17 protein-coding genes are annotated in these 20,558 nt (G+C 54.8%); 10 read left to right on the top strand and 7 right to left on the bottom strand.

Going from position 1 to position 20,558, the window contains the following annotated elements:
• The first annotated feature begins 48 nt into the window (after positions 1–48).
• Positions 49–1,158 carry a YcbX family protein gene (locus ACX3P5_RS06225; RefSeq protein WP_233984704.1) on the top strand — a complete coding sequence of 370 codons (1,110 nt, stop codon included), beginning with the start codon at positions 49–51 and terminating at the stop codon, positions 1,156–1,158.
• 2 nt (positions 1,159–1,160) lie between these two features.
• Here the strand turns inward: ACX3P5_RS06225 and ACX3P5_RS06220 are convergent, their stop codons facing one another.
• From ACX3P5_RS06220 to ACX3P5_RS06205, 4 genes are all read right to left on the bottom strand, one after another.
• On the bottom strand, positions 1,161–1,703 hold the full coding sequence (locus ACX3P5_RS06220; RefSeq protein ID WP_233984705.1) for a cell division protein ZapC: 543 nt from the start codon (positions 1,701–1,703) through the stop codon (positions 1,161–1,163).
• A 153-nt stretch (positions 1,704–1,856) separates the two neighbouring features.
• Positions 1,857–2,867: a quinone-dependent dihydroorotate dehydrogenase gene (gene pyrD / locus ACX3P5_RS06215; RefSeq protein WP_336754964.1), complete on the bottom strand. Its 1,011-nt coding sequence runs from the start codon at positions 2,865–2,867 to the stop codon at positions 1,857–1,859.
• 134 nt (positions 2,868–3,001) lie between these two features.
• Positions 3,002–4,303 (bottom strand): flippase, encoded by a 1,302-nt coding sequence (locus tag ACX3P5_RS06210; protein ID WP_233984707.1) that lies wholly within the window; start codon positions 4,301–4,303, stop codon positions 3,002–3,004.
• 83 nt (positions 4,304–4,386) lie between these two features.
• Positions 4,387–5,367, bottom strand: coding sequence for a glycosyltransferase family 2 protein (locus tag ACX3P5_RS06205; protein WP_233984708.1), 981 nt, complete (start codon positions 5,365–5,367; stop codon positions 4,387–4,389).
• 748 nt (positions 5,368–6,115) lie between these two features.
• Between ACX3P5_RS06205 and ssuE the strand changes: the two genes are divergently transcribed.
• From ssuE to ssuB, 5 genes are read left to right on the top strand one after another with little or no spacing between them, the layout of a single operon-like run.
• Complete coding sequence (gene ssuE / locus ACX3P5_RS06200) at positions 6,116–6,667, top strand: NADPH-dependent FMN reductase (protein ID WP_233984709.1); 552 nt, start codon at positions 6,116–6,118, stop codon at positions 6,665–6,667.
• A gap of 12 nt (positions 6,668–6,679) precedes the next feature.
• Positions 6,680–7,633, top strand: coding sequence for a sulfonate ABC transporter substrate-binding protein (locus ACX3P5_RS06195; RefSeq protein ID WP_233984710.1), 954 nt, complete (start codon positions 6,680–6,682; stop codon positions 7,631–7,633).
• 11 nt (positions 7,634–7,644) lie between these two features.
• Complete coding sequence (ssuD, locus tag ACX3P5_RS06190) at positions 7,645–8,790, top strand: FMNH2-dependent alkanesulfonate monooxygenase (RefSeq protein ID WP_233984711.1); 1,146 nt, start codon at positions 7,645–7,647, stop codon at positions 8,788–8,790.
• A gap of 10 nt (positions 8,791–8,800) precedes the next feature.
• Positions 8,801–9,592 (top strand): aliphatic sulfonate ABC transporter permease SsuC, encoded by a 792-nt coding sequence (gene ssuC / locus ACX3P5_RS06185; protein ID WP_094120121.1) that lies wholly within the window; start codon positions 8,801–8,803, stop codon positions 9,590–9,592.
• The gene (ssuB, locus tag ACX3P5_RS06180) at positions 9,589–10,377 is read left to right on the top strand and encodes an aliphatic sulfonates ABC transporter ATP-binding protein (RefSeq protein ID WP_233984712.1); all 789 of its coding nucleotides are present in this window, start codon (positions 9,589–9,591) and stop codon (positions 10,375–10,377) included. Before ssuC ends, ssuB begins: the two co-directional genes overlap by 4 nt.
• A 39-nt stretch (positions 10,378–10,416) precedes the next feature.
• Here the strand turns inward: ssuB and pepN are convergent, their stop codons facing one another.
• Positions 10,417–13,032 carry an aminopeptidase N gene (gene pepN / locus ACX3P5_RS06175; RefSeq protein ID WP_458968420.1) on the bottom strand — a complete coding sequence of 872 codons (2,616 nt, stop codon included), beginning with the start codon at positions 13,030–13,032 and terminating at the stop codon, positions 10,417–10,419.
• Between the two features lie 244 nt (positions 13,033–13,276).
• Between pepN and pncB the strand changes: the two genes are divergently transcribed.
• From pncB to ACX3P5_RS06155, 4 genes are all read left to right on the top strand, one after another.
• The gene (pncB, locus tag ACX3P5_RS06170; protein WP_458968419.1) at positions 13,277–14,482 is read left to right on the top strand and encodes a nicotinate phosphoribosyltransferase; all 1,206 of its coding nucleotides are present in this window, start codon (positions 13,277–13,279) and stop codon (positions 14,480–14,482) included.
• A gap of 157 nt (positions 14,483–14,639) precedes the next feature.
• A complete protein-coding gene (gene asnS / locus ACX3P5_RS06165) occupies positions 14,640–16,040 on the top strand; it encodes an asparagine--tRNA ligase (protein WP_233984715.1) in 1,401 nt (466 codons plus the stop codon).
• Between the two features lie 301 nt (positions 16,041–16,341).
• The gene (gene ompF, locus ACX3P5_RS06160) at positions 16,342–17,445 is read left to right on the top strand and encodes a porin OmpF (protein WP_293000671.1); all 1,104 of its coding nucleotides are present in this window, start codon (positions 16,342–16,344) and stop codon (positions 17,443–17,445) included.
• A 235-nt stretch (positions 17,446–17,680) separates the two neighbouring features.
• Entirely contained in the window at positions 17,681–18,871 is a 1,191-nt protein-coding gene (locus ACX3P5_RS06155; RefSeq protein ID WP_233984716.1) for an amino acid aminotransferase, read from the top strand.
• A 445-nt stretch (positions 18,872–19,316) separates the two neighbouring features.
• Here the strand turns inward: ACX3P5_RS06155 and ACX3P5_RS06150 are convergent, their stop codons facing one another.
• Entirely contained in the window at positions 19,317–19,946 is a 630-nt protein-coding gene (locus tag ACX3P5_RS06150; RefSeq protein ID WP_233984717.1) for an MBL fold metallo-hydrolase, read from the bottom strand.
• Between the two features lie 39 nt (positions 19,947–19,985).
• Positions 19,986–20,534 carry a YcbK family protein gene (locus ACX3P5_RS06145; RefSeq protein ID WP_233984718.1) on the bottom strand — a complete coding sequence of 183 codons (549 nt, stop codon included), beginning with the start codon at positions 20,532–20,534 and terminating at the stop codon, positions 19,986–19,988.
• Positions 20,535–20,558: the final 24 nt, after the last annotated feature.

Here is a 20,558-nt window from a genome sequence, read left to right as displayed (position 1 = left end):
ATAAAGTTAGCTACTTTTGTCGTGCGCGTCGGGTTCAAGGAGAACACCATGATTACGCTTTCCCGCTTATTTATTCATCCTGTGAAGTCAATGCGGGGACTGCAACTGTCACATGCGCAGGTGTCAGACAGTGGACTGGCGTTTGATCGCCTGTTTATGGTGACTGAACCTGATGGAACCTTTATTACCGCGCGGCAGTATCCGGAGATGGTCCGTTTTACGCCGGTTCTGTTACCTGATGGCCTGCTGCTGCAGGCGCCGGACGGCAGTCATATCCCCATCCGCTTCAGCGATTTCAGTCAGCAGGACCATCCGACCGAAGTCTGGGGTAATCATTTCACCGCCCGTATCGCGCCCGAGCCGATCAATCAGTGGCTAAGCCAGTTCTTTCCGCGCGAGGTGCAACTGCGCTGGGTCGGCCCGCAACCTACCCGACGGGTCAGACATTTTGAAACGGTCCCGCTCAGCTTTGCTGATGGTTTTCCTTTCTTGCTGGTCAACAGTGCGTCGTTACAGGATCTGCAACAGCGCTGCCCGGCCAGCGTACGTATGGAACAGTTTCGTCCGAACCTGGTGATCAGCGGTCCCGCCGCCTGGGAAGAAGACAGCTGGGCAGAACTGCAGATTGGCGAGGTGGTTTTTGAGGTCACCAAGCCCTGCAGCCGCTGTGTGTTTACCACCGTCAGCCCGGAAACCGGGCATAAACATCCGGCAGGCCAGCCGCTGGCAACATTACAACGCTTTCGCAGCGCGCAGGATGGCAGCGGCGATGTCGATTTTGGCCTGAATTTAATTGCCCGCAATTCGGGCGTGGTGCGGGCGGGCGATAACGTCACCGTGATTAAACGCCACACGCCGCGCGTCTACGGTGCCGGCGCAGTGGTTGAGACACTGGAACCGCAGCAACAGGCACCCTCAGCGGTGAAGATTACGTTTCAGGGCCAGACCTTTACCGGCGATAATCAGCAGGTCTTGCTGGAGCAGCTGGAGATGCAGGGTTTCCGCATCCCCTACTCCTGTCGGGCGGGTTTATGCGGCAGTTGTAAACTCAGGCTGGTAGCGGGCGAGGTTAAGGCGCTGAAGCAAAGCGCCATTCGTCAGGACGGCACGCTGTTAAGTTGCAGCTGTATCCCGGCTGGCGATGTGGAGCTGAACTGAAGTCAGACGGCGCGAGCGTAGCGCGGAATAATATCCTGACAGTAAGGTTGCAGGCGGTCGTTCATCACCTTGATGGCATCGCCGAGCACCATCGCTTTTCCCGCCAGGGTCAGGCCAGGCTGCGCCAGCAGGCATAGCGCGGCGTTATCACCGTTTTCAACCACCAGCAGACGCGCCTGTTCGCCATTTTCCGCCAGCGTCACCTGCACCATCTCACCCACGTTTGGCCGCATAGCGGGCGCATAAGAGGTGAAATGCCAGCTTTTCGGCATCAGCGGTTTCAGGAATCGCGACGCCACCAGCGCATTTAACACCAGTTCTGCGCGGTGCTGACTGCTCAACTTACACTGGCGACAGGTCTCTTCAAAAGTGAAAAAGAGCGCAGCGTCATCAACACAAAAGCCGGATTGATTAAACGCGTCCGGAGTGAGCATTTTGCGCGAATAACGGGAACGAAAAAGCATACCGTCAGCCAGGTCGAGCATCATTCGGTCGTGGCTGGCGTCAAAATACCAACGCCAGTTATCATCAGGTTTGATTTTCATAGTGTGCCCTGTATTTACCGCTGCGCCAAAAATCACGCAGAATTCAGCGAAAAATGAAACATAAGGAAAAGCTGAAAATTCGTGCAACAGGCCAAAATATAAACGAGCCGGAAGGATAAATAAACCCCCCGGCCTGCGATAGTAAGAAATGTCTTAGAGATAAGTGACGATATCTTTAATTAATCCGGGTCCCTGATAAATAAAGCCTGAATAAATCTGGACCAGCGTCGCACCCGCAGCGATCTTTTCGCGTGCCGCCGTCAGTGAATCAATCCCGCCAACGCCAATGATCGGCAGCTGACCTTTCAGCTCCTGGGAGAGACGCTGAATCACCGCGGTACTGCGCGACTGGACCGGACGGCCGCTTAGCCCACCCGCTTCTTCCGCATATTTAAGACCACTGACCAGTGAACGATCCAGGGTGGTATTGGTAGCAATCACGCCATCTATCTGATGACGAACTAAACTGTCAGCGACCTGAATTAACTCATCTTCAGAAAGGTCGGGCGCAATTTTTACCGCCACCGGCACATATTTTAAGTGACGCTGTTCCAGCTCTTTTTGTTTTTGTTTGATTGAGGCCAGCAGATCGTCCAGTGCTTCGCCATATTGCAGTGAGCGTAAACCCGGCGTGTTCGGTGAGGAGATATTGATGGCGATATAACCGGCATGGGCATAGACCTTCTCCATGCAGATCAGATAATCCTCTTTGCCCTGCTCGACCGGCGTATCTTTATTTTTGCCGATATTAATCCCCAGCACGCCCGTAAATCGCGATTTTTTCACGTTCTCGACCAGGTGATCGACACCAAGATTGTTGAACCCCATGCGATTAATAATGCCGCCCGCTTCGACTAAACGAAACATCCGCGGTTTGTCATTCCCCGGCTGGGCGCGCGGCGTGACGGTGCCAACTTCAACAAAACCGAATCCCATGGCACCAAACGCGTCAATACATTCGGCGTTTTTATCCAGACCTGCCGCCAGGCCGAGGGCATTTTTAAAGGTTAATCCCATGCAGGTTACCGGACGTGACGGCAGTTTCTGGCGGAATAACCCTTCCAGCGGCGTGCCGCTCATAAAACGCAGTTGCTGAAAGGTGAGTTCGTGCGCGCGTTCGGGGTCGAGTTTAAACAGCGCCGGTCGGACGATAGGATAAAACATGCACTCTCCTGAAGGACGGAAGCAATCGTGAAAGTCGGTGCACGGGAAAATGTGCGCCAGAATGGTAAAGTGCTCTGGCGCAAAAGTAAATCGAACGGCGGGGATGCGGGAAAGTATCTGAACGGGAGTTGATCTTACCCCGCGGAATCGTTTACGGGGCTGATTGGGGCGTCAGCCGGAAACAGATATTCGCGCAGAATACCGCGACGCAGCATGATGCCGAAAATGCCAATGCAGACGAACGCTTCCGCCAGCACCATCGACCAGGCTGCGCCAATCGCGCCATATTGCCAGGCCAGCAGACAGCAGAGCGGCACGTTAATCACTCCCGCCGCCATCATCACCATCATACGCTGGCGCGCCAGGCCATGTGGGATCAGGATCTGTAAGCCCGCCGGATAAGAGATATTGCCGAACAGGAAGCAGAGCACAAATACCCGCAGCACGTCAGCCGACGGCATAAAGGCTTTGCCCAGGAGCAGCGACACCACCTGATCGGCAAACAGCCAGGTAAATATCACGATCGACAGGCTGAGAGAGAAAGAGAGCAGCAGGCTTTTGCGCGTCGCAGCGATTGCGGCACGCTTATCGCGCCCGAACAGGTGACTGACGCGCGGGAAAAAGGCGCTACCGATCTGTTCCGGCACCGAGTTGGCCGCTTTACGCAGGCGATCCGCCCCGTTGTAAATCCCCACCATATAGTGCGAGGTAAACGACGCGAGGATCACCACGTTAACGCTGTTAAACAGGTTGGCACCGGCAATGGCGATAAACACATCCATGCTATCGGTGATGCGCTGTTTAATTTCGCGTGGCTCAAAGCGGTAGCGACCAATGACCTTCATCTCCAGCACAAACTTCAGCGTAATGGCGGCACTGATAATCGAAACCGCACCTGGAATCAGGGCAGCCAGCCAGGTATCAGCCGGGGTTTTGACCAGCAGAAAAGTCAGCGGGATGGCACAGAAGTTACCAAAGGTGGCGATCACCGCCGTTTTACCGAGCTTCTCAAATCCCTGCATCAGCCAGCCGAAGGAGAACAACGAGCCGATCAGCGTGGTGCAGTTGGCGAGGATAATAAAGAACAGCGGATGCCAGGCGGGATTAAACCAGGTTGCCGTCAGCAGGGTGCCACTGGTGAGCACCAGCAGCATCAGTTTGGCATTAAAGGTTGACCAGAACAGCTGGCTGACCCGCGCTTTGTCATCACGATGGTGAGCAATATCTTTGGTGGTAAAGACATTGAATCCCCAGTCGGAGATGGTGCTGCAATAGAGCACACAGGCAATGGCCAGTGCCAGGGTCCCCATCTGCTCAACACCCAGAATACGGGCCAGATAGGGTAACGTCGCCAGCGGAAACAGAAACGAGGCGCCGCGGTACGCCAGCAGCGAGAAGATATTAACTATCAGACTTTTATCAAGAACTTTTGCCATGTCGCAACAACCTTATACACATTGCATGTCTCACCTTCTCATTTCGCTAAGGCATAAACAATATCGCTACACATTTTTCAGAATCAGGCTGCGCGGTTAATTTCCTTTTTTACTTTGTAACGCTGTAATGCAATAAACAGATCCGGCTGATTAAACAGCAACCACTCTTTAAAGTTCTGAGTTTTAACGTCTCGCCCCATAAAGCGAATCGCATTCCTGACATATTCTGGTACCGGCGTCTGGTTATACAGCGATAAATAGATCATCAGGCGGAAAGAGTGAGTTAAATAGGCTTTCTCCAGCGTGGCCCGCCATTCTGATTTAGCCTGGGAACTGCTCAGCGTATTGTAGGCATGCATAAAGGCATCATAACGCTGAAAGAAAAACTCATCACCTTTGGTACTGTTAGTAAGCGAACCGCTACGGATACGCTGTTTATAATAAACCTGACGACTGACCCACGCCTGCTGGCATTTCATAAATACCGCCAGCGTAAAATTATGGTCTTCATGAATCCGGCGAACGAAACGTAATTTATGCTGCTCTATAACGCTTTTTTTGATCGCATAGTTCCAGACTGCCGAGGTGTAACTGCCGTTACGCAGCAGACGCATAAAGGCTTCCTGCGGGGGCTGCAAACCAAACTGATCGTGTTTTACTTTAGGTGAGGTGATCTCGATATGACCATCTTCGTAAACGCAGGAATTAAAGCAGAACAGGTCGGTCTGAGGATGTTTTTCTGCGACGGTTGCCAGTTCTGCCACCAGCCCGTCAACCACCACATCATCCGGGTCACAGAAGAAAAGGAACTCGCCCTGTGCCAGCGCGATACCGGTATCGCGGGCATTACCCAGACCGCCATTTTCAATGGTGATCACTTTGACCTGTGAAAGGTGCGAATAATTCTGTTCAATCAGGGCCAGCGTGCCATCAGTTGATCCATCATTAACAATGATTATTTCATTGGGCGCTTTTACCTGGCGTAATAAAGAATCAACGCACTCGACAATATATTTTTCAACATTGTAAGTCGGAATAATTACCGATAAAAGGATGTCAGACATAGGCATTTCTCTGCTGTTAGAAAATGACAATACGGTTCACCTGCCTGATGCAGGTCCTGACCAGAGGCGAAACGTCGAAAAGAATAGTGTGTTATTAGGGCTGCTTACATTGAGCCTGATTATCTTAAACCGGTTAAGCCGATAAAGACCAGTCGGGAAAAAACGATCGAAGTGTTCAGATCGCCGCCACTGTTAAATAAGTTGCATCTATAGCGCGGTGCGATGTTAAAACGGTTGAGGTTTGATTTAAATTGCCGGCAAAAAGTCGCGGTAACCAGAATCGGGAAAGTGTAAGCGAATACCTGAAACCGTGAATATCTTCATCATTCCATTCTTTTCGTTTCACTAACGTTTCTGCAATTAATCTGAACATTTTCCCGCGTGACACCGACAGAGGGTTTGATTTTATAACGTTTTTTTCCCTTTCTTCTTTTCCCGCCCCGTTTAATCACTGCTTAACCATAATAAGAATGTTTAAGCAATCAGCCGCTGGATGATTTAACCGCGGCGGTTCGCTAATTTTGCAATCTCGCATCATCGCTTTTAATGAGTGATTGTCCGGATTAGGGGAAATTTAAGAATTATCGGAACCGGTTCTGACGCCGCTTATCACCCTGCCCGCCTATTTGCAGTTTTCACCCTTAGTTTGCCAGATAAATCATTTAAGCCCCTCTCGCGGCTCTGACAGTATGAAGGCATAAGTTCTCAACATTAGATAATCAATAACTTTTAGTTATAAGGAGTGACGATGCGAGTTATTACGCTGGCAGGCAGCCCACGGTTTCCCTCACGCTCTACCTCATTACTGACGCTGTGTCAGCACAAACTGGAAGCACGGGGTATCGAAGTCATTCCGTGGAATATTCATAACTTCCAGCCCGACGACCTGATCAATGCGCGCTTCGATGCCCCAGCGCTGCTGGCCTTACAGGACGATCTGGCCGCCGCCGATGGCCTGATCGTGGCGACGCCAATTTATAAAGCCTCTTTTTCCGGCGCGCTGAAAACCCTGCTCGACCTGCTGCCGGAGCGCGCGCTGGAGCACAAGGTTGTGCTGCCCCTGGCCAGTGGCGGCAGTGCCGGTCATATGCTGGCGCTCGACTACGCCTTAAAGCCGGTACTCAACGCGCTGAAAGCACAGGAAATTCTGCATGGCGTTTATGCCGAAGATAACCAGATCCAGCATTACGACCGTCAGCCGCAACTGCAGGATTCGCTGGCGCAGCGCCTGGATGATGCGGTAGCCGCGTTCTGGCTGGCGCTGACTCGTCACCACCATCCCGTTGCACACGCAGTATAAAGGAGCAGATGAATGAAACTGACATTAGCAAAATGGCTGACGGCGGGATTGTTACTGGCTGGGCTACAGGCACAGGCCGCGCAGCCCGATCCGGCACAGATTCGCATTGGATATCAAAAGGGTTCAGTCAGTATGGTGCTGGCGAAATCGCATCAGCTGTTAGAGAAGCGTTTTCCACACACCAAAATTCAGTGGATAGAGTTTCCGGCGGGTCCACAGATGCTGGAAGCGCTGAATGTGAACAGTATTGATCTCGGCAGCACCGGCGATCTTCCGCCGCTGTTCGCCCAGGCCGCCGGCGCGGATCTGCTCTATGTCGGTTCGGAACCGCCAAAGCCACAGGCGGAAGTGATTCTGGTCCCGAAAACCAGCGCGCTGCAGCAGGTCGCGGATCTGAAAGGCAAGAAAGTCGCCTTTCAGAAAGGCTCCAGCTCGCACAATTTACTGCTGCGCGCCCTGCAACAGGCAGGCCTGAGCTTCAAAGACATCACCCCGGTTTATCTGACGCCGGCTGATGCGCGTGCCGCATTCCAGCAGGGAAATGTCGATGCCTGGGCGATCTGGGATCCCTACTACTCGTCAGTGCTGTTACAGGGCAACTCACGCGTGCTGGTGGATGGCAGCAAACTCAATCTGACCGGGTCGTTCTATTTAGCCACCCGCAGCTATGCCGAGGCGCACGGTGCCTTCATTCAGCAGGTGCTGGATACCTTTAGCGCCGCCGATGCGCTGACCCGCAGCCAGCGCCCGCAGAGTATTACGCTGTTAGCGCAGGCGATAGGTTTACCCGAACCGGTGATTGCCAGCTATCTCAGCCATCGACCGCCCACCACCATTACGCCGGTTAGCGACAAAACCGCGGAGGCACAACAGCATACCGCTGACCTGTTCTATGCCAATCATCTGCTGCCAGTGAAACTATCGATTCGCGATCGTATCTGGCAATCCCCTACCGTGACGCAATAAGGAGCAAAAAAATGGTATCCATATTCTGGTTTCTGCCGACGCATGGCGACGGCCACTATCTTGGCACCGCAGAAGGTGCGCGCCCGGTGGATCACGCCTATCTGCAACAGGTTGCGCAGGCGGCTGATCGTCTCGGTTTTGGCGGCGTGCTGATCCCGACCGGCCGCTCCTGTGAGGATGCCTGGCTGGTTGCCGCCTCGCTGATTCCGGTCACCCAGCGCCTGCGTTTTCTGGTCGCGCTGCGTCCGGGCGTGATTTCACCGACCCAGGCGGCGCGACAGGCGGCGACGCTGGATCGTTTATCCAACGGTCGCGCACTGTTTAATCTGGTCACCGGCGGCGATCCGGAAGAGCTGGCAGGCGATGGCGTCTTTCTCGACCATCGGGAGCGTTACGCCGAGTCCGCTGAATTTACCCGCGTCTGGCGTCGGGTGCTGGAGGGCGAAACGGTCGATTACGAAGGCAAACACGTTAAGGTGCGCGGTGCCCGCCTGATGTTTAAGCCGGTACAGCAACCGCGTCCGCCATTGTGGTTTGGTGGCTCTTCGGAACCGGCTCAGGATCTGGCGGCTGAACAGGTCGATGTCTATCTCACCTGGGGTGAACCGCCGGCGCAGGTGAAAGAGAAAATTGATCAGGTGCGAGCCAAAGCCGCGGCTCAGGGCCGGTCGGTACGTTTCGGCATTCGTCTGCATGTGATTGTACGTGAGACAAATGAAGAGGCCTGGCAGGCGGCTGATAAACTGATTGCCAATGTCGATGATGCCACCATCGCTAAAGCGCAGGCTGCCTTTCAGCGGGCCGATTCTGTCGGTCAGCGCCGGATGGCCGCGCTGCACGGCGGCCGGCGCGACAAGCTGGAGATCAGCCCGAACCTGTGGGCCGGTGTCGGTCTGGTGCGCAGTGGTGCAGGAACCGCACTGGTCGGTGACGGACCCACGGTAGCGGCGCGCATCAAAGAGTATGAAGCGCTGGGGATTGAAACCTTTATTTTGTCGGGCTATCCGCATCTGGAAGAGGCTTATCGCGTCGGTGAACTGCTGTTCCCGCATCTCGATCTGCAGGTTCCGCTGGTGCCACAGCCGCGCGTCGTTCAGGCGCACGGTGAAGCGGTTGCCAACGATTTTACCCCTGAGAAAAAAGTCGCCCGGGGCTGAGGAGAGCATCATGGCCAGAACAGGTAAACGTCTCGCTGATACGCTGGTGCCGTGGGTGCTGCCCGCTCTGCTGGTAGTGGCATGGCAGATCGCCTCGCAAACCGGCTGGTTATCGACCCGCATTCTGCCGGCGCCGGAAAAAATCGTGACCACGTTCTGGCAGCTGGCCGCCAGCGGCGAACTGTGGCAACACCTGGCGATCAGTAGCTGGCGGGCGCTGATTGGTTTCACTATCGGCGGTTCCATCGGGCTGCTGCTCGGGCTGATTACCGGCACCTCACGTACCGGCGAACGGCTGCTGGATACTTCGGTGCAGATGCTGCGTAACGTGCCCCATCTGGCGCTGATCCCGCTGGTGATTCTGTGGTTCGGTATCGATGAGTCGGCGAAAATCTTCCTGGTGGCGCTCGGTACGCTGTTTCCGATCTATCTCAATACCTATCACGGCATTCGCAATATCGATCGCGGGCTGGTGGAGATGGCGCGCAGTTATGGCCTCTCTGGCTGGAGCCTGTTTATTCAGGTGATCCTGCCTGGCGCGCTGCCGAATATCATGGTCGGCGTCCGTTTTGCGCTCGGCCTGATGTGGCTGACGCTGATCGTGGCGGAAACCATTTCGGCTAACTCCGGCATCGGTTATCTGGCGATGAATGCGCGGGAATTTCTGCAGACCGATGTGGTGGTGGTCGCCATCATTCTGTATGCCCTGCTCGGTAAACTGGCTGATGTCGCCGCGTTGTTGCTGGAACGCGTCTGGCTGCGCTGGCATCCGGCTTATCAACTGAAGGAGGAGAACGCATGAGTCAGACACTTTCCCCGGCGCGCCTCAACACCGGCACCCCGGTCGGCGTTAACAACGTCAGCAAGCAGTATGGCAGCCGCACTATCCTGAACCATATCGATCTGCATATTCCGTCGGGCCAGTTTGTGGCGGTCGTCGGCCGTAGCGGCTGCGGTAAAAGTACCCTGCTGCGTCTGCTGGCCGGGCTGGAGCAGACCTCCAGCGGCCAGCTGCTGGCGGGTAATGCGCCGTTACACTCGGCGCGCGACGATACCCGCCTGATGTTTCAGGACGCGCGTCTGCTGCCGTGGAAAAAGGTGATTGATAATGTCGGCCTCGGCCTGAAAGGCACGGCATGGCGCAGTGCGGCGCAGGATGCGCTGGCAGCGGTCGGGCTGGCCGATCGGGCTAATGAGTGGCCCGCGACCCTCTCCGGCGGACAGAAACAGCGTGTGGCGCTGGCCCGGGCGTTGATTCATCGGCCAGGTTTGCTGCTGCTGGATGAGCCGCTGGGGGCGCTGGATGCCCTGACCCGCATCGAAATGCAGGAGCTGATTGAATCCCTGTGGCAGCAGCATCATTTTACCGTTCTGCTGGTGACCCATGATGTGAGTGAAGCGGTGGCGATGGCGGATCGGGTGCTGCTGATTGAGGAAGGCGAGATTGGTCTGGATCTGCTGGTCGATCTGCCGCGTCCCAGACGGCGTGGCTCGCCACGGCTGGCAGAGCTGGAGGCGGAGGTGCTGGATCGCGTGATGCGCCGTACGGCACCGGCACAACCGGTCCGTCTGGCCCGACAACGCTAAAAAAAATGGCGGAGCCTAGCGGCCTCCGCCATTTTGCTATCAGGCGTTCAGCGCCCGGGTGATCTTCTCATAGAGATCGCCCGACAGCTTTTCCAGCCCTTTCAGCTGTTCCAGCGCATCGCGCATCATCGCCTGACGATCCTCGTCATAGCGTTTCAGCCGAATCAATGGTTCCACCATCCGTGCCGCGACCTGCGGGTTACGGGTGTTGAGATCGATCAGCATCTCCAGCAGGAATTTATAACCGCTGCCATCTTTGGCGTGGAACGCAGATGGGTTGGCGGAGGCAAAGGCCCCGACCAGCGAACGCACGCGGTTCGGGTTACTCATGCTGAAGGAGCGGTGATTCAGTAGCTGACGCACGTTACGCAGCACGTTCGAAGCCGGACTGGTGGCCTGCAACACAAACCACTTATCCATAACCAGACCATCCTGGTGCCAGCGTTCATCGTAGGCCGCCAGCAACGCATCACGGCACGGCAGCTGCGCCGACACCGCAGCGGAGAGCGCCGCCAGCGCATCGGTCATGTTGGTGGCCTGATGATATTGCGTCTGCACCAGCTTATCTGCCAGTTGCGCATCGCCAAACGCCAGATAGGTCAGGCAGATATTTTTCAGGCTGCGCTGACCAATCGCCGCATGCTCAACCCGGTATTCACTCTGCTGATTGGCGTTATAAATCGCAAAGAACTCGTCAGCCAGTTCACGCGCCAGCGTGCGCTGCAGTGCGTCACGTACCAGGGCAATCGCCTGTGGATCGATAACATCGAACAGTTCGGCGATCTCATTTTCAGTCGGCAAGGTCAGAATCAGCGCGGTCAGCGCCGGATCGCAGTCGGTATCCAGCAGCACCGCCCGGAACGCATCCGCCACATGCAGCGGCAGCGACAGGTGTTGTCCCTGCTGATAGCGTGCCACGTTGAGACGGATATAGGTTGCCAGCAGGCTCTGTGCCGCATCCCAGCGTGAGAAATCGTTGCGCGCATGACGCATCAGGAAGGTGAGCTGCGCATCGCTCCATTTGTAATCGAGCTTCACCGGCGCAGAAAATTCACGTAACAGCGACGGCACCGGCTGGAAGTAAACGTTATCAAAAATAAAGGTCTGAAACTCTTCGGTGACATTCAGTACGTGATGCACCGGATGACCGTTGTGCTGCAACGGGATCACCTTACCTTCATTATCATAAAGTTCGATATCAAGCGGGATGTGCAGCGGCAGCTTCTCTTTCTGATCGGCAGTCGCTGGCGTGTGCTGGGTGACGTGCAGCGTATACTGCTCCAGTTCCGGGTTATAGTCATCGCGCACCGTCAGCACCGGGGTTCCAGACTGGCTGTACCAGCGGCGGAACTGTGACAGATCGACGTTAGAGGCATCTTCCATCGCCTGCACAAAATCGTCACAGGTGGCCGCACTGCCGTCGTGGCGATCAAAGTAGAGCTGCATTCCTTTCTGGAAACTGGCTTCGCCCAGCAGAGTGTGCAGCATACGGATCACTTCCGATCCTTTCTCATACACCGTCAGGGTGTAGAAGTTATTCATTTCAATGACCTGATCCGGGCGGATCGGGTGCGCCATCGGGCTGGCATCCTCAGCAAACTGCGCACCGCGCACGATACGCACATTGTCGATGCGATTTACCGCGCGTGAGCCGAGGTCTGAACTGAACTCCTGATCGCGGAATACCGTCAGTCCCTCTTTCAGGCTGAGCTGGAACCAGTCACGGCAGGTGACGCGGTTACCGGTCCAGTTATGGAAATATTCGTGGCCGATCACCGCTTCAATGCCGAGGTAATCTTTATCGGTGGCGGTTTCCGCTTTCGCCAGCACATATTTGGCGTTGAAGACGTTGAGGCCTTTATTCTCCATCGCACCCATATTGAAGAAATCGACCGCCACGATCATAAAGATGTCGAGGTCATATTCGAGCCCGAAACGCTCTTCATCCCACTTCATGCTGTTTTTCAGCGAGGTCATCGCCCAGTCGGCGCGATCAAGATTGCCGCGATCGACAAAAATTTCCAGCGCCACGTCGCGTCCCGAACGGGTGGTGAAACTGTCGCGCAGCACGTCGAAATCACCCGCTACCAGCGCAAACAGGTAGCACGGCTTGGGGAACGGGTCCTGCCATTTGACCCAGCTGCGGCCCTGCTCGTCACGTCCGCTGTCGATGCGGTTACCGTTCGAAAGCAGGTACGGATAACGTTCGCCATCGGCAAAAAGGGTGGTGGTGAAACGCGCCAGCACATCGGGGCGATCCAGATACCAGGTAATATGACGGAAGCCTTCAGCCTCACATTGGGTACAGAGCGCCTCGCCTGATTTATATAACCCTTCCAGCGCCGTGTTCTGATCCGGATGGATATCATTGATGATTTTAAGAGTGAAGCTCTCTGGCAGCTGGCTCAGCACCAGCGCGCCCTCTTCTTCGCGATAGTCAGTCCAGGGCTCGCCGTTTACCTCAATCGCGATCAGGGTTAACTCTTCGCCGTCCAGACGCAATTCAGCCTGGCTGTCACCGAGGCGTTTAATCTGACTGATCGCCGTTACGCGGGTGGTCGACGCATCCAGTTCAAAGGTTAAATCGATGTCGGTGATGGTGTAATCCGGCGCACGATAGTCGTGGCGATACTTAATTTGGGGCTGTTGCGTCATATTCCGTCTCGCGTTGTTATAAGTTTACCTGGCAAAGTCTAAGCTTGTTAATACAAGCTTGCCACGCACAATGCACGTAATGGGTGAAATGGCTACAATCTGTTAACAATGGCACAGATTGGCCTCGACCCACGACAGTGAAATATGCTGTGATTGGCGTTAATGACTGAATTATACTTTCGCGTCTTTTAGACTGTGTACAACACCGGGCTCTGCGCCACCGAACAGGATGCTGAAACGCGCCATGACAGGACATGCTTCCCCGATACTGACCTCGCTGCTCGATACGGACGCTTATAAGCTCCACATGCAGCAAGCCGTGTTCCACCGCTATCACGATGTCACGGTGGCGGCGGAGTTTCGCTGCCGCGGCGACGAATTGCTGGGCCTTTACGCTGATGAGATTCGTGATGCGATTCGCGCAATGCAAACGCTGGCGCTGACCGATGATGAATATCAGTGGTTATCCCGCCTGCCCTTCTTTCAGCAGGATTATCTGAACTGGCTGCGCGATTTTCGTTATAACCCCGATCAGGTTGAGGTGCGCAATCACCACGGCCAACTGGAGCTGCGCATTCAGGGGCCGTGGCGTGAAGTGATTTTGTGGGAAGTGCCGCTGCTGGCGCTGATCAGCGAAGTGGTGCATCGCCATCGCACGCCTCAGGTCACCGCTCAGCAGGCCGTTGACCATCTGCAGCAAAAACTCACCACCTTTAAGACGCAGGTCGCCGATCTGGATATGTCCCGCTTTCAGCTGATGGATTTTGGAACCCGCCGTCGCTATTCGCAGGAGGTACAGCAGGCGATTGTGGCGACGCTGAAACAGGATTTCCCGTGGCTAATCGGCACCAGTAATTACGATCTGGCGCGCCGTCTGTCCCTGACACCGGTCGGCACCCAGGCGCACGAGTGGTTCCAGGCGTTCCAGCAGATCAGCCCGGTCCTGGCCAACAGCCAGCGCGCCGCGCTGCAGGCGTGGCTGGATGAATATGATGGCCAGCTCGGCATCGCCCTGACCGACTGCATCGCCATGGATGCCTTCCTGCGCGACTTTGGTCCGGTGTTTGCCCGACGCTATCAGGGGCTGCGCCACGACTCGGGTGATCCGGTTGAATGGGGCGAAAAAGCGCTGGCGCACTATCAGAAGCTGGGCATCGACCCGCAAAGCAAGACGCTGGTCTTCTCTGACAATCTCAATCTCGACAAAGCGCTGGCGCTTTATCGTCATTTTGGTCAGCGCACCAGCGTCATTTTTGGTATCGGAACCCGTCTCACCTGTGATATTCCGGGCGTCACGCCGCTGAACATTGTGATTAAACTGGTGCAGTGCAACGGCAAGCCGGTAGCAAAGCTCTCTGACAGCCCCGGCAAAACCATCTGCCAGGATAAGGCCTTTGTCAGAGCCCTGCGCAAAGCCTTTGATTTGCCGCTGGTGAAAAAAGCGAGTTAAATCCTTTCTCATCGGGGCGTTGATCCGCCCCGCTTCTGCTGTAATAAATCTTCCGTTCCGCCGCAATTTTGCTTGTTTCCTGAAGACTCGCAAGTAACATAGCAAAACCCCGGTCTGGGGAACTTTTTACTCACTTCTTCTATATAGAGAGATATTTATGAGCGTAGTGCCTGTAGCGGACGTACTGCACGGTCGCGTCGCGGTTGACAGTGAAGTCACCGTACGTGGTTGGGTGCGTACCCGAAGAGATTCAAAAGCCGGTCTTTCCTTCATCGCCGTTTACGACGGCTCCTGCTTTAATCCCGTTCAGGCAGTCGTCAATAATTCTCTGAATAATTATCAGGATGAAGTTCTGCGTCTGACTACCGGCTGTTCGGTGATTATCACCGGCACCGTGGTGGCCTCACCCGGTCAGGGCCAGGCTTTTGAGATTCAGGCGACCCATGTTGAAGTCGTCGGCTGGGTGGAAGATCCTGACAGCTACCCGATGGCGGCGAAGCGTCACAGCATCGAGTATCTGCGTGAGGTGGCTCACCTGCGTCCACGCACCAACCTGATTGGTGCTGTTGCCCGCGTCCGTCATACCCTGGCGCAGGCGCTGCATCGCTTTTTCCATGAAAATGGTTACTTCTGGGTTTCGACGCCGCTGATTACCGCTTCCGATACCGAAGGGGCTGGCGAGATGTTCCGCGTCTCGACGCTGGACCTTGAAAACCTGCCGCGCAACGATCAGGGCAAGGTCGATTTCAGCGAAGATTTCTTTGGTAAAGAAGCCTTCCTGACCGTTTCCGGCCAGCTGAACGGCGAAACCTATGCCAGCGCCCTGTCAAAAATCTACACCTTTGGCCCGACGTTCCGCGCAGAGAACTCCAACACCAGTCGCCATCTGGCGGAATTCTGGATGCTGGAGCCGGAAATTGCCTTTGCATCACTGGATGATGCCGCTGCGCTGGCAGAAGCGATGCTGAAATATGTCTTCAACGCGGTGCTGGAAGAGCGTGCCGATGACATGGCCTTCTTTGCCGAGCGCGTAGATAAAGAAGCGGTTGAGCGCCTGCAGCGTTTCATTACCACCGATTTCGCCCAGGTTGATTACACCGACGCGGTTGAGATTCTGATGAATTGTGGTCAGACCTTCGAAAACCCGGTCTCGTGGGGAATCGATCTCTCCTCTGAACATGAACGTTACCTGGCCGAGAAACATTTTAAAGCGCCGGTAGTGGTGAAGAACTATCCGAAAGACATTAAGGCGTTCTATATGCGCCTGAATGACGACGGCAAAACTGTTGCAGCAATGGATGTCCTGGCACCTGGCATCGGTGAAATTATCGGCGGTTCCCAGCGTGAAGAACGTCTGGATGTGCTCGACGCACGTCTCGAAGAGATGGGCCTGAATAAAGAAGATTACTGGTGGTATCGTGACCTTCGTCGCTATGGCACCGTGCCACATTCTGGCTTCGGATTAGGCTTTGAACGTTTAATCGCCTATGTGACCGGCGTACAGAATGTCAGGGATGTAATTCCGTTCCCACGCACTCCACGCAACGCAAGTTTCTAACTTTCAGCATTAATTATAAGAAATTCATATATATAAAGAGGTCGGCACTGCCGGCCTTTTTTTATTTTTGTAAATTTTGAGTTCTCTCACAAAGTTCCGTGTTTTTTACATTTTGTAATACATATTTTCCTTTTGAAACCAGATTACGAGTTTCGTAGCATTTTCGAGGTAGAATTAAGGCGGGTTGGATGGAAAGATGCGTGCAGACACAGGAAGACACCAAACTTCTCTCAGGGTTCCCGTAAAGGTTTCTTGACGGCAGTGGCAGGTGTACAAATAACTCCAACGAGGGTAATGAATAATGATGAAGCGCAATATTCTTGCAGTGGTTATCCCTGCTCTGTTAGCCGCAGGCGCAGCAAACGCAGCCGAAATTTATAATAAAGACGGCAACAAACTGGACCTGTACGGTAAAGCCGTTGGCCTGCATTACTTCTCTGATAACGACGGCAGCGATGGCGACAATACTTACGTTCGCTTCGGCTTCAAGGGTGAAACTCAGATTAACGACCAGCTGACCGGTTACGGCCAGTGGGAATACAACGTTCAGGCGAACAACTCTGAAGGTTCTGACGCGCAAGACGGTAACAGAACCCGTCTGGGCTTTGCCGGTCTGAAATTCGGTGATGCTGGCTCAATCGACTACGGCCGTAACTACGGTGTGGTTTACGATGCAATCGGCTGGACCGATATGCTGCCAGAGTTCGGTGGCGACTCAGGATACTCAGATAACTTCATGAACGGTCGTAGCACCGGCCTGCTGACTTACCGCAACACTAACTTCTTTGGTCTGGTAGATGGCTGGGATTTCGCCGTTCAGTATCAGGGCAAAAACGAGCGTGATGAAATTCGTCGTTCAAACGGCGACGGCTGGGGTCTGTCAACGTCTTACGTCTCACCAATCGGTGTAGGTGTTGTGGGTGCCTATAGCAGCAGCGACCGTACCGATGCACAGGCCGCTGGCGTTGCAGCTAACGGTACTGTTGTCGGTCAGGGTAAACGCGCTGAAAACTGGGCAACCGGTCTGAAGTATGATGCAAACAATGTCTACCTGGCGGCTTATTACGGTGAAACCCGTAACTCAACGCCGTTCACTCTGACAACTGGACCTGGCACCGATACCACTGCTTTCGCAAACAAAGCGCAGAACATTGAGTTGGTTGCACAGTATCAGTTCGACTTCGGCCTGCGTCCATCTATCGCCTACGTTCAGTCTAAAGGCAAAGATATCGAAGGCGTGGGCGATGCTGACCTGGTTAAATACATCGACGTGGGCGCAACCTACTACTTCAACAAAAACATGTCTACCTATGTGGACTACCAGATCAACCAGCTGGATGACAACAACCGTCTGGGTCTGAATACAGACGACGTAGTTGCACTGGGTCTGGTTTACCAGTTCTAATCTCGCTGTCAGAACTGTTTGAAGACGGGGCCATCGGCCCCGTTTTTTTATGTCTGTTATCCAGCCAGACGCCCTTTTTCTCCCGACGCTTACCCACGCTCCCCTTTTTTATTTCCTCTCGCTGAAGTAAGCCCGCAAAAAGTATCAATAACGCTCGCAAACGGTTGGCATTTGCCTGGCGTGACGCTAACCTGAGAGCTCATTTTGCTAACGTTCCCGCTACTGGACCTGACTCATGTTTGAATCGATCTCTGCTGCACCCGCCGATCCCATTCTTGGGCTGGCCGATCTGTTTCGCGCTGACGACCGCCCTAACAAAATTAACCTCGGTATTGGCGTCTATAAAGATGAAACCGGTAAGACACCGGTGCTGACCAGCGTTAAAAAAGCCGAACAGTATCTGCTGGAAAACGAAACCACCAAAAACTATCTCAGCATTGATGGTCTGGCGGATTTCGCCCGTTGTACCCAGGCGTTACTGTTTGGCAGTCAGAGCCCACTGATTACCGCTGGCCGCGCCCGTACGGCACAGACCCCAGGCGGTACCGGTGCGCTGCGCGTAGCGGCCGATTTCCTTGCCACCCAGACATCCGTAAAGCGGATTTGGGTCAGCAATCCCAGCTGGCCGAACCACAAAAATGTGTTTAATGCTGCTGGTCTTGAGGTGTGTGAATATCAGTATTACGACGCTGAAAATCATACGCTCGATTTTGACGGTCTGGTTGCATCACTGAAACAGGTGCAGCCAGGCGATGTGGTGCTGTTCCACGGCTGCTGTCATAACCCAACCGGCATCGATCCAACGGCTGAACAGTGGCAGCAGCTGGCGCAGCTGTCACAGGCTGGCGGTTGGTTACCCCTGTTTGACTTTGCCTATCAGGGTTTCGCCCGCGGTCTGGATGAGGATGCCGAAGGACTGCGCATTTTCGCCGCGTCCCATCAGGAACTGATTGTCGCCAGCTCCTATTCGAAGAACTTTGGCTTGTACAACGAACGCGTAGGCGCCATTACCCTGGTGGCCGCAGAGGCAAGCGTGGCGGATACCGCCTTCAGCCAGGTGAAATATACCATCCGGGCGAACTACTCCAATCCGCCAGCTCACGGTGCCGCCGTTGTTGCCACCATTCTCGGCAACGACGCTTTGCGTACCATCTGGGAGCAGGAGCTGTCAGACATGCGTCAGCGCATCCAGCGTATGCGTCAGCTGTTCGTGAATACTCTGGCGGAGAAAGGCGCGCAGCGTGACTTCAGCTTCATCATCAAACAGAACGGAATGTTCTCGTTCAGCGGCCTGACCAAAGATCAGGTGATTCGTCTGCGCGAGGAGTTTGCGGTCTATGCGGTCAACTCAGGACGAGTCAACGTTGCGGGCATGACGCCAGATAATATGTCGGCGCTGTGTGAGGCGATTGTCGCGGTACTGTAACCGCGTATCACGACTATAAAATGGGCCGGCTGGCCCATTGCCCGTCAGTTAAGCGACCGGTGATAACGCAGTCTGGTGCCGCTCCGGCCTGCTCTGAAACTTGAGAGAGTGTTGTTAAAACGGGCACGATAGTAGAGGCCTGACCGCCTCTGCTGCTGAAAGGGTTATCCGCAGCGCTGAGGCGTGACGCCGGGCCAGAACGCCTCGCCGGGAAGCGTGGAGAGTTCGGGGCCGGCCAGGGAGGGCCGATCCGCGAACGGTTCGTCGGCACGACGTCAAAGCCGAAGGCACCGCGCAGCGGCGCGAGGACGGCCCGGCAGCAGCAGCACAGTGCGCAGGCCCGCACTCCGGCACGCCTGCTCAGAAAAAAAGCTGCCACGTCTGACCGTGACAGCCTTTGCAAAGTTAACCTTCACTGACGAGCATTAGCCGACTGGCCCATTTTTTATTGCAGGAAAGGATTACTGATTCGTTCACGGCCCAGCGTGGAAATCGGGCCGTGTCCTGGCAGGAAAGTCACATCATCGCCGAGCGGCAATAATTTGCTCCGGATGGCATCGATCAGCTGCTGATGATCGCCCTGCGGGAAATCGGTGCGGCCGACGCCACCGTTGAAAATCACATCACCGGAGATCAGCAAGCGTCCCGGACGATCAAAGAACACCACATGACCCGGCGAATGGCCTGGACAGTGCAAAACTTCCAGCGTCACCAACCCGACCTGCACGCTATCACCCTCTTCCAGCCAGCGGTCCGGCGTAAAAGGCGAGCACTCTTCCAGTCCAAACATCCGGCTCTGAGTCGGCAGGGCTTCCAGCCAGAAGGCATCGCGTTTCTGCGGTCCGACGATTGGAATCTGGTAAAAGGCTGCAAGTTCCACCGCCGCGCCGACATGATCAAGGTGACCATGAGTCAGCAGGATCTGCGCAGGCTTCAGCTTGTGTTGTTCCAGCGTTTGTTTGATACGTTCAGCGTCACCGCCCGGATCGACCAGCGCCGACTCACCGGTGGTTTCACACCAGATCACCGAGCAGTTCTGGGCAAAGGCGGTAACAGGAATAATGTGGTAGTTCATAACGCTCCATGACCGGCTCACGCAGCGTTGCCGGCGTCATTACCAGTGCCTGATCGGCCCGGTATCAATATGTACAAAGTTGCTGCGAGGATAATATCCTACACCACCCGCGCGCAGAGATAACGCCGCTTTGCGAACGTTGGCTAAGGTAACGCCCTCAATGTGGAAATCCATCGCCTGACCTTTGGTGTGATAGCTGTGTTTCGCTACCCCAGGCCCGCTTTCGCGCAGCATGTTATTGGTCGCCAGCGAACGGTAACCAGAAACCAGCTGCACCGGTTTACGGGTTTCCAGCAGCGCCTGCAGACGAAAAATCTGGTCAAACAGGTGGGGATCGATGCTTTTCACTTTATTGGCGCGATAGTCACGGAAAAAGTGATTTAATCGTGACAACTCATCCTTGTCGTAACGTTTACCATTAAAAAACTCAGTTTTAAGGGTTTCACCTGTGTGAAGGTTATTCAGCGTTAATACACGCGGGCGAGAAGTTGAAAGCGAGGCCCTTGCAGAAGCGGGCAATAATGCCAGCCCGGCGGCCGCACTTCCGCAAAGCAGTAGCTTGCGACGAAAAGAATCAATAGTAGACATTAACCGTATTACCTGAGAGTGAAG

Source organism: Pantoea sp. S-LA4, assembly GCF_054482835.1.
Note: the sequence above shows the minus strand (reverse complement) of the source record. Positions and strands in the feature narration are given on the sequence as shown.

Excerpts from the sequence above, each read along its gene's own strand:
- ACX3P5_RS06225 (WP_233984704.1), top strand. The coding sequence starts at position 49 with ATGATTACGCTTTCCCGCTTATTTATTCATCCTGTGAAGTCAATGCGG.
- ACX3P5_RS06220 (WP_233984705.1), bottom strand. The coding sequence starts at position 1,703 with ATGAAAATCAAACCTGATGATAACTGGCGTTGGTATTTTGACGCCAGC.
- pyrD (WP_336754964.1), bottom strand. The coding sequence starts at position 2,867 with ATGTTTTATCCTATCGTCCGACCGGCGCTGTTTAAACTCGACCCCGAA.
- ACX3P5_RS06210 (WP_233984707.1), bottom strand. The coding sequence starts at position 4,303 with ATGGCAAAAGTTCTTGATAAAAGTCTGATAGTTAATATCTTCTCGCTG.
- ACX3P5_RS06205 (WP_233984708.1), bottom strand. The coding sequence starts at position 5,367 with ATGTCTGACATCCTTTTATCGGTAATTATTCCGACTTACAATGTTGAA.
- ssuE (WP_233984709.1), top strand. The coding sequence starts at position 6,116 with ATGCGAGTTATTACGCTGGCAGGCAGCCCACGGTTTCCCTCACGCTCT.
- ACX3P5_RS06195 (WP_233984710.1), top strand. The coding sequence starts at position 6,680 with ATGAAACTGACATTAGCAAAATGGCTGACGGCGGGATTGTTACTGGCT.
- ssuD (WP_233984711.1), top strand. The coding sequence starts at position 7,645 with ATGGTATCCATATTCTGGTTTCTGCCGACGCATGGCGACGGCCACTAT.
- ssuC (WP_094120121.1), top strand. The coding sequence starts at position 8,801 with ATGGCCAGAACAGGTAAACGTCTCGCTGATACGCTGGTGCCGTGGGTG.
- ssuB (WP_233984712.1), top strand. The coding sequence starts at position 9,589 with ATGAGTCAGACACTTTCCCCGGCGCGCCTCAACACCGGCACCCCGGTC.
- pepN (WP_458968420.1), bottom strand. The coding sequence starts at position 13,032 with ATGACGCAACAGCCCCAAATTAAGTATCGCCACGACTATCGTGCGCCG.
- pncB (WP_458968419.1), top strand. The coding sequence starts at position 13,277 with ATGACAGGACATGCTTCCCCGATACTGACCTCGCTGCTCGATACGGAC.
- asnS (WP_233984715.1), top strand. The coding sequence starts at position 14,640 with ATGAGCGTAGTGCCTGTAGCGGACGTACTGCACGGTCGCGTCGCGGTT.
- ompF (WP_293000671.1), top strand. The coding sequence starts at position 16,342 with ATGATGAAGCGCAATATTCTTGCAGTGGTTATCCCTGCTCTGTTAGCC.
- ACX3P5_RS06155 (WP_233984716.1), top strand. The coding sequence starts at position 17,681 with ATGTTTGAATCGATCTCTGCTGCACCCGCCGATCCCATTCTTGGGCTG.
- ACX3P5_RS06150 (WP_233984717.1), bottom strand. The coding sequence starts at position 19,946 with ATGAACTACCACATTATTCCTGTTACCGCCTTTGCCCAGAACTGCTCG.
- ACX3P5_RS06145 (WP_233984718.1), bottom strand. The coding sequence starts at position 20,534 with ATGTCTACTATTGATTCTTTTCGTCGCAAGCTACTGCTTTGCGGAAGT.